We start from the raw sequence: 13,383 nt of genomic DNA, 5'->3' as shown, positions 1-13,383 counted from the left end.
GGCGTTTTCATTATGACGCTGCTATAAACAATTGCCGTAACTGATGGAGCTGGTCACGAATTTGCGCGGCTTCTTCAAATTCCAGATTTTGCGCGTGCTCCAGCATCTTCCCTTCGAGTTGATGGATTTTCTGCTGCAACGCTTTTGGCGTCAGGATGATTTCATCATCTTCAATCACGCTACGCGCTTTGCTCTTCATCCGGCCTTTGGTTTTTGCCATGCCTTCGCCAAGCTGAAGGACATCCACCACTTTCTTATTGAGCCCTTGCGGCGTAATCCCGTTTTCTTCGTTGTAACGCTGCTGTTTCTCACGGCGGCGCTCCGTTTCACCAATCGCTTTCGCCATCGACGGGGTGATTTTGTCCCCATACAGAATCGCTTTACCGTTAATGTTACGTGCCGCGCGGCCAATAGTCTGAATCAGTGAACGTTCGGAGCGCAGGAAGCCCTCTTTATCGGCGTCCAGAATCGCCACCAGCGACACTTCAGGCATATCCAGGCCTTCACGTAGCAAGTTGATACCCACCAGCACATCAAACTCACCAAGGCGTAAATCACGAATGATTTCCATACGCTCGACGGTATCAATGTCCGAGTGCAGATAGCGCACCCTCTCGCCATGCTCTTCGAGATACTCCGTCAAATCTTCGGCCATTCGTTTGGTCAGCGTAGTCACCAACACGCGCTCGTTAATTTCGACACGTTTACGGATTTCAGAAAGCAGATCATCGACCTGCGTCCCCACCGGGCGAACTTCGATGATCGGATCCAGCAAGCCGGTCGGCCTGACGACCTGATCGATAACATCACCACCCGATTTTTCTAATTCGTAATTGCTCGGTGTTGCCGAAACATAAATAGTCTGCGGCGCGAGTGCTTCAAACTCTTCAAATCTCAAAGGGCGGTTATCAAGCGCCGAAGGTAGACGGAAGCCATATTCCACCAGTGTTTCTTTACGCGAACGGTCACCTTTGTACATTCCACCGATTTGCGGAATAGTGACGTGGGATTCGTCAACCACCAGCAAGCCGTCGGCGGGCAGATAATCGAATAGCGTCGGCGGCGGCTCGCCAGGCCCACGGCCAGAAAGGAAGCGCGAGTAGTTTTCAACGCCAGAGCAATAGCCCAATTCGTTCATCATTTCTAAATCAAACTGAGTTCGCTGCGTGAGGCGCTGCTCTTCAAGCAATTTGTTGTTGGCGAGCAGCACTTTTCTGCGGTCAGCCAGTTCAACTTTGATCTCTTCCATCGCTTGCAGAATACGTTCGCGCGGTGTGACGTAGTGCGATTTAGGGTAGACAGTGAAACGCTGGATAGCCTGGTCAACTTGCCCTGTCAGCGGGTCAAACAGCGAAAGCCGTTCAACTTCTTCATCGAAAAGCTCAACGCGTAATGCGAGGTCGTCCGACTCGGCCGGGAAGATATCAACCACTTCACCGCGCACGCGGAAAGTACCGCGCTGGAATGCCTGGTCGTTGCGGGTATATTGCAGCTCCGTCAGGCGCCGTATTATAGAACGCTGATCGATGATCATCCCTTTGGTCAGGTGAAGCATCATCTTCAGATATAAATCCGGGTCGCCCAGACCGTAAATCGCCGACACCGACGCCACCACAATGACATCACGCCGCTCGAGCAAAGCCTTGGTTGCTGACAGACGCATTTGCTCGATGTGTTCGTTCACTGAGGAATCTTTTTCGATAAAAGTATCAGAGCTTGGCACATAAGCTTCGGGTTGGTAGTAGTCGTAATAAGAAACGAAGAACTCCACAGCGTTATCCGGGAAGAACTCTTTCATCTCGCCATACAACTGCGCCGCCAGCGTTTTGTTTGGAGCCAGCACCATAGTGGGGCGTTGTAAATCAGCAATCACATTTGCCACGGTGAAGGTTTTACCGGACCCGGTTACACCTAACAAAGTCTGGTGCGCAAGTCCGTCTTCCAGCCCCTCTTTCAGGCGACGAATGGCATCAGGCTGATCGCCAGAAGGTTTGAATGCTGAATTTAATTTGAACGCTTTACTCATGAAGAGGCTACCTGATGAAGAAACGAGCGGGCCGGAGGATAATTTTACTCGGCACAGGAAATTTTGCCAGAAAAAGATACTGGATGAAAAACCAGTTACTTGCCGTCACGTTTATGATACCGACACGATTTACCGCCAGGTTTGCATCTAAAACATACAACTCTTAGCGGTTTACGCTGACCAAAATGGTTATCCCCAGATTTTTTTACCTTTTAACATTTGTCAAGCAGTGTCATAAAAGCGTAAGGAACATCTGTGGCACTTTTATTGCAGCAATTGATTTTATTCAACTCGTTAATTTTTAAAGATTATTTAAGAAAGTCTGGTTTCGCGCCAATTCATGCGCAACCCGCGTCCGCTCTCGCTTACCGTAAGTTTTCTAACTCTAATGCACATGGTTATCCACAGGAATAGTGGATAACTGCTCTCAGGCCTTTTGCAGCGCAGACCGCAAAAAACCCTAAATTCTATGTGCGGGAGGCTAAAAATATTTTTCCAGATTATTTTTGGCTTTTTTTTGCTCGTCCTGAGGTCGATATTTCTTTTGATCCTGCTCACGGATTACGCATTTGAGAAAATAGTGTCACAGACTTGCACCAAACACGTAAACAGCCAGGCACTGACAAAGTGCATGCCCTTTTTAAAGTCGTAGAAGCCGAACACTTATTCACCCTTTTTTATGAGTCTTTTCTCAAAGTTGCATTGTTCTGGCTCCGACATCGGTTCATGGCAGGAGAATTGCAGTGATGATAGACGCCATGCTTCAAATCGCTGAAGTAGCCTACGTTGTTCAGCCTGCCAGAAGGAGAGTATCGATGTTGAGTCTTCGTGCTGTTAATCAGTTTTATGGCGAAAGCCATGTGCTGTGGAATCTGGATCTCGAACTCGCGCCAGGCGAATGCACCTGCGTTCTGGGCGCACCAGGAATGGGTAAAACGACTCTGGTCAACTGCATCACGGGTTATCTGCCAGTGCAAAGTGGCAGTATGACCTGGCTTGAAGCAGGCCATCCTCCGCAAGATTTACTGACTCAACCCATTGAAGGCCGGGCTGCGCTAGGAATGAGCTACGTTGCGCAGGACAGACGAATATTTTCTCAATTAAGCGTTGAGGAGAACCTCCAAATTGCGCTTTTAGCAGCTCGTATACCGTCACGCGCGATACCCAATATGATCTATGAGCTTTTCCCTGAACTTTACAGCTTGCGCCACATGCGGGGCGGAGAGCTTTCTGACTACCTTCAGCAGCAGTTAGCTCTGGCACGGGCGCTAGTGACTGAACCGAAACTGTTGATTCTTGATGAACCGACTTTTGGCAGCGGCCAGCGTTTTATCAACGATCTGGGAAATATCATCCGCAGGCTAAGCCGTGACTTTGGGCTGACTATCCTGTTGGTAGAACAACGGTTGTCGTTTATTCGCCGTGTCGCAGACCGCTTCTGTTTGCTTCATCGTGGGCGAAATGTGGCCCAGGGGAACGTGGCTTTACTGGATGACAAACTGGTTTCCAGTTGGATAGATCCATGATGGTGTGCCCTTCGACGGCAAGAACAGAACACAAGTTCTGCCGTCACAACTGGCCCAGTTGCTTCTGTATGTTTGCATCAACATCTGCCAGTTCCCTCTGCAAATTACATTGGCGGGTGATGGCTGATAATTCCACCAGCGGCAAAGGGACTTTCGACACACCCGCTTCACGCATCCAACGCAGCACAGGCTCCAGGTGCCAGATGGCTGTTTTACCGTCATGCACAGGCTGAGGAAATGCATCCCGGCTCACCATCACTTTGCGCATATACTGGCGTGAAAACCCCAGCAGTTCAGCGATATCAGTAAGCCCCACCAGGTCGGGCATCACTTCGACCAATGCCGCCCCTGGAATAATGCGCTTAACGTCTTTAATCGCTGAAACCACCGCCTGCTTTGCATCTTGCGCTTCGCGAATAAAATTCAATGCAATGCGCCCGGTCACTCCCACGCCAACGAGCGCGTCATCACACCCCTGAGCCCCTAAGGCTTCAACCCATTGCTCCGGATTCTGGCTCTTTTCTGGCAGCGTGAAAATCACTGTAAAACTAAACTCTGACATGTCCTTCTCCTTGCAACTCAATGCCTGATGATAGGTGGCGTACCCTGTTGACTACAGTTATCGACAACACGGCGGATTTGCCGCGCGTGGTTATACGCACTACGCGGTGTACTCCAGATGCAGCTAATACAAAACTCACCGCAGCGGCAGGCTTTATCATTCCATGGGCAATACATCTTTCCCCAACAGTGCGAACCGCCAGGCCGCACTTTCCAGCCCTGACATTCGGCATAGGTCAATGCTGCCTCGATATCTTTATTCGGGTGTAACCGCCACGTCATAAAACCTCCAGTCGATACTCTCAAAAAAGTTGTCACATGACAACATAAATTGAGAGGCAATTTACTCCTGGCCTGGTTTTCTACAACAAGAAATTCAAACGATTAATAGCAACAGGAAGAGCGCCCGAAAGATTTATCGGGCGTTGCAAAAATGTGCGAGGGAAATGCGAGCTATGCCGAAAGAAGGGAAATATTCAGGTGGCTACCCAATGCCGTTTGATCGCTGATTTCCGGGCAGAAAGGAATTTCACCCAGCATCGGTGCTTTTAAAACATCACGCAGCGTCGCGATGTATTCTTCATGCCGTTTGCCCGTTGGCTGAACGTCATTGGCAATCCAGCCTGCGAACTTTAAGCCGGAGTTCTGAATTGCCAGTGCCGTCAACATGGCGTGGTTGATACAACCCAGTTTCACCCCGACCACCAGAATTACCGGCAGTTGTTCTTGTATCACCCAGTCAGCAAAAGTTGTGGTTGTTGAAAGTGGTGTGAACCAACCTCCTGCGCCCTCGACCTGCAACCAGTCTGCCTTCGTTGAAAGTGCCTCAAGCCCCGCCGACATTTGCGAAAAATCAATAGGCCGTTGTTCCTGCGCGCTCACGATATGCGGCGACGTGGGTTCCAGAAATGCAAACGGATTGACTTGTTCATAGCCTAATTCAACGCTGCTATTGCGCTGAAGGGCCAGCGCATCGCTATTACGAATGCCCTGCGCCGTCATCTCGCTTCCCGACGCTACCGGCTTATATCCCACGGCACGATAACCCGCCGCTGTAGCCGCCTGTAGCAGTGCGCAACTGGCAACAGTTTTGCCTACTTCTGTATCGGTTCCGGTGACAAACCATTTTTTAATCACGTTCAATAACTCCACAAACGAGTTGCCAGGTCAGAGGGAATTGCCCCTCTTTTTGTGGCCAGGCGAGACTTAATTTTTGCAATTGTTGACGGGTCATCAACGATGTTTTGCGCCCGTCATGAAGATGCGTAGCGCCAGTGCCCTTCAGCGATTGCATGGCACTTATCACGCTGTCGTAATACTGGGTAATCTCATGAATTTGCAGAGAACACCGCCAGCCATGACACGCTTCCTGAATCTGCGTAAAAGGCAGGAAATGGTTGGCATGGGATTGTTCATCCACCGCCTGCCAGGCCGTGTGCAATTCACTTAATGAACCGGCTGCAAGGGTGGTGAATGCCACACACCCGCCCACACGCGTGACGCGGTAAAGCTCGCTCAAACCACTTCGTAAGTCGCTACACCACTGCACAGCAAGGTTACTCCAGGCGAGGGAAACCTGCTTTTGCGAAAGCGCTATGGCTTCGATATCGCCTTCGAGATAGCAATCAGCGCAACCATTGAGTGCGGCATGTTTCAACATTGCAGGTGAGAGATCCAGGGCCGTCACATGGCAGCCTTTTTCACGCCATACGCGGCTGTACCAACCGGTGCCACAACCGGCATCCAGCACGGTTGAGATTTCCCGGCCTTCAATCATTTTTGCGAGCAATGTTCCACTCTCACGCTGTAATTGCGCGTGGCTGTCGTAGGTAGTTGCTGCACGGCCAAATGCAGAAGCGATAGCCGTTTTGTTAACAAGTCGCGTCATGCAAAGCCTCCAGCAGCCTGTCGATGTCCTCAAAGGTGTGGCTGGCGGTAAGCGTAATACGCAGCCGCGCAGTACCCTGCGGTACAGTGGGAGGGCGAATCGCAGTCAGCCAGAATCCCCGCTCACGCAAAGTGGCAGCAAGCTGAATCGCCGCCTGATTTTCGCCCACAATTAGCGGTTGAATGGCCGTTTGCGAGGCCCTTAACTCCAGCGGCAAGCGTGCTGCCCCCATACGAAACCGGGCGATGTTGGCGTGTAATTGCGAACGCCTGGAATCATCCTCGCGAATGACATTTAATGCCGCCGTTAACGCATATGCCTGCGCGGGCGGCATGGCGGTGCTGTAAATAAGATGGCGAGCGAATTGCAGCAAATAATCTGCCATTGATTCACTGCACAACACAGCGGCACCACTTGCACCAAACGCCTTACCAAACGTCACCACCAGCAAATCGGGCTTAACGTTTTGCTGATCACAACTGCCCCGCCCTTCATCGCCGATTACGCCGATGCCGTGAGCATCGTCAACCATCAACAAGCCTCCGGCGTGCCGGGTGGTTTGTGCAATATCAGCCAGCGGTGCTTCATCACCGTCCATGCTGAATACGCCTTCCGTCACCACCAATTGCTGCCCTTCTGTTGGCTGCGTCAGCAGTTTTTGCAGAGAAGTGGCATCGTTATGGGCAAAGCGCCGAAGTTGTGCCGGGCTATGCATCGCTGCTTCCAGAAGCGACGCGTGGCTGAGTTTATCCGCAAGAATACGGTCTGGTTTTTCACTCAGCGCCGCAATCACCGCCTGATTAGCCGCAAACCCTGAAATAAACAGCAGCGCACGCGGATAACCGAGCCAATCTGCCAGTTGTTCTTCAAATTGCTGATGGGCTTCGTTGTAGCCGGTGACATGCCCGGAACCGCCGCTGCCAACACCGTAAATTTCTGCCCCATGCTGCCAGGCGGTTATGACTCTGGCGTGTTGGCTTATTCCCAGATAATCATTACTGGAAAAATTCAGATAGCGATGGGCGTCTTGCACCAGATAACGGCCACTGCCGTGCTCGTTAGCCTGACGGGTTCGGAAACTGCCGCTGGCACGCCGTTGTTCAAGCGCGCCGTCGATGCGTTGCTGCCAGGTCATACAGCCGCCGCGTTGTAGTAAGTCTCCGTATCCGCGTTGAGCAGTTGATCGGTGAGTTGCTGCTGCTGTTCGTTATCGCCCGCATGGGTGGTGGTTTGCTGCGGGTTAAGCCCCAGTTTGCGGAACAATTGCAGGTCTTTGTCCTCTTCTGGATTTGGCGTGGTCAGCAGTTTGCAGCCGTAGAAAATGGAGTTCGCCCCCGCCATGAAACACATGGCCTGAGTTTGTTCGCTCATCTGTTCGCGCCCGGCGGAAAGACGCACAAAAGACCCTGGCATCATGATACGCGCAACGGCAATGGTGCGAATAAAATCAAACGCATCGACATCTTCGTTATCGGCCATCGGGGTGCCTTTTACCTTCACCAGCATGTTGATGGGCACACTTTCTGGAGGGGTCGGCAAGTTAGCCAGTTGCAGCAATAATCCGGCGCGATCTGTCACCGTTTCGCCCAAACCGACAATGCCGCCGGAGCAGACTTTAATGCCTGCGCCGCGCACTTTGTCGAGCGTATCAAGGCGTTCCTGATAGGTGCGGGTGGTAATAATATTGCCGTAAAATTCTGGCGAGGTATCGAGGTTATGGTTGTAATAATCAAGCCCCGCCGCCGCTAAACGTTCGGCTTGCGCACCGGTTAATGTGCCGAGCGTCATGCAGGTTTCCAGCCCCATTTCGCGCACACCCTGCACCATTTGCTCGAGGTACGGCATATCGCGATCGTTAGGGTTTTTCCAGGCAGCGCCCATGCAAAAACGGGTCGAACCGGCATTCAACGCTTTACGCGCCGAGTCGAGTACCTGCTCCACTTCCATCAGACGTTCAGATGCCAGCCCGGTTTTATAACGCGCACTTTGCGGGCAATACTTGCAGTCTTCCGGGCAAGCGCCGGTTTTAATCGACAGCAGCGTGCTGACCTGAACATGGCGAGGATCGAAGTGCTGGCGATGCACCTGTTGGGCCTCAAACATCAGTTCGAGGAAAGGTTTTTCAAATAAAGCAGTAACCTGCGACATTGACCAGCGTGCGTGGTGAGCCATTGGGCGTCTCCAAAAAGGGTGTTGTTAGGCATTGATTGACGTTATACTTGTAAACCTAAATCTTTTTTAAATGGTTTACAAGTCACCCTATGACCCCTGCTGATTTAGCGTTCGACCGACAACATATCTGGCACCCGTATACTTCCTTGACCCAACCGTTACCGGTTTATCCGGTGGTTTCGGCGTCGGGCTGCGAACTACAACTTGCTGATGGTAAAGCCCTTGTTGACGGGATGTCGTCCTGGTGGGCGGCAATTCATGGCTACAATCATCCGCGCTTAAATCAGGCGATGAAAGACCAGATTGACCAGATGTCGCACGTGATGTTTGGCGGTATCGCGCATCCACCTGCGGTCGCGCTGTGCCGTAAATTAGTTGCCATGACGCCAGAAAACCTTGAGTGCGTGTTTCTCGCCGACTCCGGTTCTGTTGCCGTTGAAGTGGCAATGAAAATGGCGTTGCAGTACTGGCACGCAAAAGGCGAGCCGCGCCAGCGTTTCCTCACCTTCCGTCATGGGTATCATGGCGATACCTTCGGCGCGATGTCGGTCTGTGACCCGGATAATTCCATGCACAGTTTGTGGCAGGGGTATCTTCCGGAGCATCTATTCGCACCCGCACCAAATTGCCGTTTCGGCGATGAATGGGACGAGATGGACATCGTGCCATTTGCCCGTTTAATGGCCGCGCATCGCCATGAAATTGCCGCAATTATTCTTGAGCCGATTGTTCAGGGCGCTGGTGGAATGCGTTTTTATCATCCTGAATGGCTTAAGCGCATTCGCCGCATGTGTGACCGCGAAGGTATTTTGCTAATTGCTGATGAAATCGCGACGGGCTTTGGGCGCACCGGGAAACTCTTTGCCTGCGAACACGCGGGAATCTCACCCGATATTTTGTGCCTCGGCAAAGCACTGACCGGCGGCACGATGACGCTTTCCGCCACGCTGACCACGCGCCTGGTCGCCGAAACCATCAGCGATGGCGAAGCCGGTTGCTTTATGCACGGCCCGACGTTTATGGGGAATCCGCTGGCTTGTGCCGTCGCAACAGAAAGCCTCGCCTTGCTGGAAGAAGGTCAGTGGCAACAACAAGTTAGCGCCCTGGAGCAGCAGTTGTCTGCGGGGCTGAAACCGTTGCTTCAAAGCGAGCAAGTGGCTGATGTGCGCGTGCTGGGTGCAATTGGCGTGGTCGAAACTCACCAACCGGTGAATATGGCCGCCCTTCAGGCATTTTTTGTCGAGCAAGGCGTGTGGATTCGTCCATTTGGCCGCCTGATTTACCTGATGCCACCGTACGTTATCAGCCATGAACAACTGGCAAAATTGATTAACGCCGTAGCACTTGCGGTAGAAAACCCGGCGTTTTTCAAGAGCTGAGCACCAGCAAGCCGCGCGAGTTTGCACTACACTTCGAGGATCTTTTCATGCGCCCAACAGGGAGATTTAGATGAAAATTCTCATGGTTTTAACTTCGCACGATAAACTCGGCAACACCGGCAAACCCACAGGCTTCTGGCTTGAGGAGTTTGCCGCGCCTTATTATGTTTTCCATGACGCCGGTCTGGACGTGATACTCGCTTCGCCAAAAGGCGGCCAACCGCCGCTTGATCCCAAAAGTGATGAGCCGGATGCACAAACTGACGACACCCGCCGTTTCCGTGGCGATTCCGCCACACAGAAATTATTAGCAAATACCCAAAAACTTGAGAGCATCAACGCTGATGATTTTGACGCTGTGTTTTATCCCGGCGGCCACGGGCCGTTGTGGGATCTGGCCGAAGATCAAAACTCCATCAAACTGATTGAGCAATTCTGGGCTGCGGGTAAACCTGTCGGCGCGGTCTGCCATGCACCGGGCGTTTTGCGCAAAGTTTCAAAACCCGACGGCACGCCGCTGGTCAAAGGTAAACGGGTGACCGGTTTTACCAATAGCGAAGAAGATGGCGTGGGTTTAACCGCTGTCGTGCCTTTCCTGGTGGAAGATGAGCTGAAAAATGCCGGGGGGTTATATGAGCGCACCGACGACTGGGGCGAATATGCGGTGGTTGACGGGCATTTAGTCACAGGGCAAAACCCAGCGTCTTCGGCTATTGCTGCCCAGGAATTGCTAAAACTACTCGATCTATAGTTAAAGGGAGCGGTCATGAAACTCATTAGTCAGGATATTAAAGAAGGTGACAAACTCCCCGCCCGCCACGTGTTTAATGGCATGGGTTACGAAGGCGATAACCTTTCGCCGCATCTGGCCTGGGATGATGTTCCTGCGGGAACCAAAAGTTTTGTCGTGACTTGTTATGACCCGGACGCACCGACAGGTTCCGGCTGGTGGCACTGGGTTGTAGCGAATTTACCTGCCGATACGCGCGTATTGCCGCAAGGTGCTGGTTCGGGGTTAGCCGCCCTGCCAGAACCCGCCGTTCAGACGCGAACCGATTTCGGACAAGCGGGCTACGGCGGTGCCGCACCACCAAAAGGTGAGACGCATCGCTATATCTTTACCGTTCACGCCATTGATGCTGAAACCCTTGAAGTTGATGAGAATGCATCAGGGGCGATGGTCGGTTTTAACGTTCACTTCCACTCTTTAGGCAGTGCCTCGATTACCGCGATGTTCAGTTAATCCACTTTTTATGAAGCCGATTTGCACAATCGGCTTCCTGTTTTGCTCAACTTAGTATAAAAAAGCAGGCTTTCAGATCCCCTTTTAAAATTGCATTCTTTTTAATTTGCACTGCAAGGAGCAAGCCTTGAACACAATTTCGGTTACTCGTCGGGCAGCCGTGCTCGCTTTTGCTATGGCTTTGTCTGCCTGTAGCTCAACGCCTCCGGAAGACCGCCCTTCAACACAAGTGGCACCTGGCACTCAATCCCGTCCGGTTCTTTCTGGGGATGAAGCGCAGAACTTTGTTCAGGCGCGCTACTTCTCGTCTAAGAATAAAGATGAAGCCCCGTGGACACCGTCTTCTATTCGCATTCCTGCGCAACCTGACTTTGTTGTGGGTGCCGCTGGTGGCGAAGGTGTGACGCATACTTCGATTCAGGCCGCCGTCGATGCAGCCATGATCAAGCACAGCAACGCACGCCAGTACATTGCTATTCAGCCGGGCGAATATGCCGGTACCGTTTATGTGCCAGCAGGCTCCGGTAGCGTCACGCTGTACGGCACCACTGATAACGCAAGTGATGTCAAAATCACGATGCCGCTGGACTCTGAAATTGACGTGAATACCTGGCGTCGTGCGGTCAACCCATCAGGAAAATATATGCCGGGTAAACCCGCCTGGTACATGTTCGATAATTGCCAGAGCAAGCGTAGCGCGACCGTTGGCATCATGTGTTCTGCGGTAGTGTGGTCACAGAACAATGGCTTGCAGATGCAAAACCTGACTATCGCCAACACCCTGGGTGACAGCGTTGATGCGTCTAATCACCAGGCCGTGGCGCTGCGTACCGATGGCGATAAAGTTCAGTTGAACAATGTTCACCTGCTGGGCCGTCAGAATACTTTCTTCGTGACCAACAGCGATGTGCAAAACCGCCTGTTGACCGATCGCCAGCCGCGTACTCTGGTGACGAACAGCTATATCGAGGGTGATGTGGATGTGGTGGCCGGCCGTGGCGCGGTGGTGTTTGATAACACTGATTTCCGTCTGGTCAATAGCCGTACTCCAGAAGGTTCGGTGTTCGCGCCTGCCACTCTGCCGAATATTTATTACGGTTTCCTGGCCATCAACAGCCGCTTTAGCGCTGCTGGCGATAACACCGCACAATTGGGTCGCGCCTGGGATGTGGAAGCGAGCGAAAACGGTTACAGCGCAGGCCAGACGTCTAACGGCCAGGTTGTTATCCGTGACAGCGTGATTAACGAAGGCTTCAACAATGCCAAACCGTGGGGCGATGCCGCAGGTTCTAAGCGTCCGTTTACCGGCAATACCGGAACCAAAGGCGAGAAAGGCGAAATTCAGCGCGATCTGAATGATGCCAACGCGAACCGCATGTGGGAATTCAACAACCGCGGTGTAGGTAGTTCTGTGGTTACTGAGTAAAATCAGCGTCGAAACGGTGGATGACGCTTACGCTTATCCACCCTACATCGCAACAAAACAAAAAACCTCGCCCAGGCGAGGTTTTTTTATGCTTAAAAATCAATGGGCGTTAACAACAACCCACATCGGGCCTTGCCCTACGGCATAACGGCCTTTCTCTTCGAGTAAACCTTGCTCACCGGTGATCTGATAAACCGCGATATGGTGCGATTTCTGCCCTGCGGCAATCAGATATTTACCACTGTGGTCAACGTTAAAGCCGCGTGGTTGAGTTTCCGTTGGCTGGTAGCCTTCCACCGCAAGCACGCTGCCGTCTTCCGAAACGCTAAATACGGTGATGATGCTAGCGGTACGGTCGCAGGTATACAGATGACGGCCATCCGGCGTGATGTGAATATCTGCCGCCCAACGGGTGTCCGAGAAACCTGGAGGCATGATATCCAGCGTTTGCACGCATTCAATTTTGCCGTAAGCATTTTTCAGCTCCCAGACATCCACAGAGCCGTTCAGTTCGTTGACGCAGTAACCGTATTGCTGATTCGGGTGGAATGCCATATGGCGCGGGCCAGCCCCTTCAACGGTGGTCACTTCCGCTGGGGTTTGAGCGACCAGATGACCGTCGTCAGACAAGGTGAACTGGCAAATGCGGTCTTGCTTGAGCGCAGGCACCCATAGCGTGCGGTTATCAGGCGAAATGTTAGCGGAATGGCAACCTTCCAGGCCTTCAACCACATCCACAACATCACCCGGCAGGCCGTCGTTAGCCAGACTCACAACACTGACACTTCCGGCATTATAAGACGCGCTGAACAGGAAACGGCCCTGATGGTCGGTAGAGATATGCGTTGGGCTTCCCGGTATTGCCGTCACACCCGCTTCCGTTAGCGTGCCGTCATCCGGCGTAATGCGGTATGCAATAACGCGAAACTCAGGGCGCACGCCCACATACAGGTAACGTTTGTCCGGGCTAATCACCATTGGCTGAACCTGGCCTGGGGCATCAACAACCTGCACCAGAGTCAGTTCACCATTTTGGTTAAGTTGCCAGACGTGAATTTGCTGGCTTTCCGGGCTGGCGGTATAGACTGTTTGTTTCATGAAATCTCTCTCCTCCCAACGTCTTGAGTAATAGTCACAAGGGTAGTGCGTTTTACCGACTCGT

Annotated in this window: 13 protein-coding genes; 5 read left to right on the top strand and 8 right to left on the bottom strand. The window is 52.3% G+C overall.

Annotated elements, in window-relative coordinates:
- Positions 1 to 10: 10 nt before the first annotated feature.
- Entirely contained in the window at positions 11 to 2,026 is a 2,016-nt protein-coding gene (gene uvrB / locus AC0IWZ_RS05525) for an excinuclease ABC subunit UvrB (RefSeq protein WP_410372211.1), read from the bottom strand.
- 815 nt (positions 2,027 to 2,841) lie between these two features.
- Here uvrB and AC0IWZ_RS05520 point away from each other — a divergent pair.
- Positions 2,842 to 3,552, top strand: coding sequence for an ABC transporter ATP-binding protein (locus AC0IWZ_RS05520; protein WP_034494140.1), 711 nt, complete (start codon positions 2,842 to 2,844; stop codon positions 3,550 to 3,552).
- Positions 3,553 to 3,595: 43 nt separating this feature from the next.
- Here the strand turns inward: AC0IWZ_RS05520 and AC0IWZ_RS05515 are convergent, their stop codons facing one another.
- From AC0IWZ_RS05515 to bioB, 6 genes are all read right to left on the bottom strand, one after another.
- Positions 3,596 to 4,114, bottom strand: coding sequence for a helix-turn-helix transcriptional regulator (locus AC0IWZ_RS05515; RefSeq protein ID WP_034494138.1), 519 nt, complete (start codon positions 4,112 to 4,114; stop codon positions 3,596 to 3,598).
- A gap of 17 nt (positions 4,115 to 4,131) precedes the next feature.
- Positions 4,132 to 4,395 (bottom strand): hypothetical protein, encoded by a 264-nt coding sequence (locus tag AC0IWZ_RS05510; protein ID WP_471677901.1) that lies wholly within the window; start codon positions 4,393 to 4,395, stop codon positions 4,132 to 4,134.
- Positions 4,396 to 4,566: 171 nt separating this feature from the next.
- Positions 4,567 to 5,250 (bottom strand): dethiobiotin synthase, encoded by a 684-nt coding sequence (gene bioD, locus AC0IWZ_RS05505; protein ID WP_410372213.1) that lies wholly within the window; start codon positions 5,248 to 5,250, stop codon positions 4,567 to 4,569.
- Positions 5,243 to 6,001, bottom strand: coding sequence for a malonyl-ACP O-methyltransferase BioC (bioC, locus tag AC0IWZ_RS05500; RefSeq protein WP_471677903.1), 759 nt, complete (start codon positions 5,999 to 6,001; stop codon positions 5,243 to 5,245). The genes bioD and bioC overlap by 8 nt, the downstream gene beginning before the upstream one ends.
- A complete protein-coding gene (gene bioF / locus AC0IWZ_RS05495) occupies positions 5,985 to 7,136 on the bottom strand; it encodes an 8-amino-7-oxononanoate synthase (protein ID WP_471677905.1) in 1,152 nt (383 codons plus the stop codon). The genes bioC and bioF overlap by 17 nt, the downstream gene beginning before the upstream one ends.
- Positions 7,133 to 8,173: a biotin synthase BioB gene (gene bioB, locus AC0IWZ_RS05490; RefSeq protein WP_410372216.1), complete on the bottom strand. Its 1,041-nt coding sequence runs from the start codon at positions 8,171 to 8,173 to the stop codon at positions 7,133 to 7,135. Before bioB ends, bioF begins: the two co-directional genes overlap by 4 nt.
- Before the next feature lie 89 nt (positions 8,174 to 8,262).
- On the opposite strand from bioB, the gene bioA reads away from it, so the two are divergent.
- The 4 genes from bioA to AC0IWZ_RS05470 all read left to right on the top strand — a co-directional run bounded on the left by bioA (position 8,263) and on the right by AC0IWZ_RS05470 (position 12,221).
- A complete protein-coding gene (bioA, locus tag AC0IWZ_RS05485; RefSeq protein WP_471677907.1) occupies positions 8,263 to 9,552 on the top strand; it encodes an adenosylmethionine--8-amino-7-oxononanoate transaminase in 1,290 nt (429 codons plus the stop codon).
- A gap of 70 nt (positions 9,553 to 9,622) precedes the next feature.
- A complete protein-coding gene (locus AC0IWZ_RS05480; RefSeq protein WP_471677909.1) occupies positions 9,623 to 10,303 on the top strand; it encodes a type 1 glutamine amidotransferase domain-containing protein in 681 nt (226 codons plus the stop codon).
- A 15-nt stretch (positions 10,304 to 10,318) separates the two neighbouring features.
- Positions 10,319 to 10,795, top strand: coding sequence for a kinase inhibitor (locus AC0IWZ_RS05475; RefSeq protein ID WP_471677911.1), 477 nt, complete (start codon positions 10,319 to 10,321; stop codon positions 10,793 to 10,795).
- A gap of 127 nt (positions 10,796 to 10,922) precedes the next feature.
- Entirely contained in the window at positions 10,923 to 12,221 is a 1,299-nt protein-coding gene (locus AC0IWZ_RS05470) for a putative acyl-CoA thioester hydrolase (protein ID WP_034494121.1), read from the top strand.
- 99 nt (positions 12,222 to 12,320) lie between these two features.
- Here AC0IWZ_RS05470 and pgl read toward each other — a convergent pair whose 3' ends face one another.
- A complete protein-coding gene (gene pgl, locus AC0IWZ_RS05465; RefSeq protein WP_172895184.1) occupies positions 12,321 to 13,319 on the bottom strand; it encodes a 6-phosphogluconolactonase in 999 nt (332 codons plus the stop codon).
- Positions 13,320 to 13,383: the final 64 nt, after the last annotated feature.

The organism is Buttiauxella sp. AC142 (assembly GCF_979253435.1).
This window is presented reverse-complemented; position numbering and strand designations above follow the sequence as displayed.

What these genes read in the sequence shown, in the direction of transcription:
- uvrB (WP_410372211.1), bottom strand. Translation starts at nt 2,026, where the DNA reads ATGAGTAAAGCGTTCAAATTAAATTCAGCATTCAAACCTTCTGGCGAT.
- AC0IWZ_RS05520 (WP_034494140.1), top strand. Translation starts at nt 2,842, where the DNA reads ATGTTGAGTCTTCGTGCTGTTAATCAGTTTTATGGCGAAAGCCATGTG.
- AC0IWZ_RS05515 (WP_034494138.1), bottom strand. Translation starts at nt 4,114, where the DNA reads ATGTCAGAGTTTAGTTTTACAGTGATTTTCACGCTGCCAGAAAAGAGC.
- AC0IWZ_RS05510 (WP_471677901.1), bottom strand. Translation starts at nt 4,395, where the DNA reads ATGACGTGGCGGTTACACCCGAATAAAGATATCGAGGCAGCATTGACC.
- bioC (WP_471677903.1), bottom strand. Translation starts at nt 6,001, where the DNA reads ATGACGCGACTTGTTAACAAAACGGCTATCGCTTCTGCATTTGGCCGT.
- bioF (WP_471677905.1), bottom strand. Translation starts at nt 7,136, where the DNA reads ATGACCTGGCAGCAACGCATCGACGGCGCGCTTGAACAACGGCGTGCC.
- bioB (WP_410372216.1), bottom strand. Translation starts at nt 8,173, where the DNA reads ATGGCTCACCACGCACGCTGGTCAATGTCGCAGGTTACTGCTTTATTT.
- bioA (WP_471677907.1), top strand. Translation starts at nt 8,263, where the DNA reads ATGACCCCTGCTGATTTAGCGTTCGACCGACAACATATCTGGCACCCG.
- AC0IWZ_RS05480 (WP_471677909.1), top strand. Translation starts at nt 9,623, where the DNA reads ATGAAAATTCTCATGGTTTTAACTTCGCACGATAAACTCGGCAACACC.
- AC0IWZ_RS05475 (WP_471677911.1), top strand. Translation starts at nt 10,319, where the DNA reads ATGAAACTCATTAGTCAGGATATTAAAGAAGGTGACAAACTCCCCGCC.
- pgl (WP_172895184.1), bottom strand. Translation starts at nt 13,319, where the DNA reads ATGAAACAAACAGTCTATACCGCCAGCCCGGAAAGCCAGCAAATTCAC.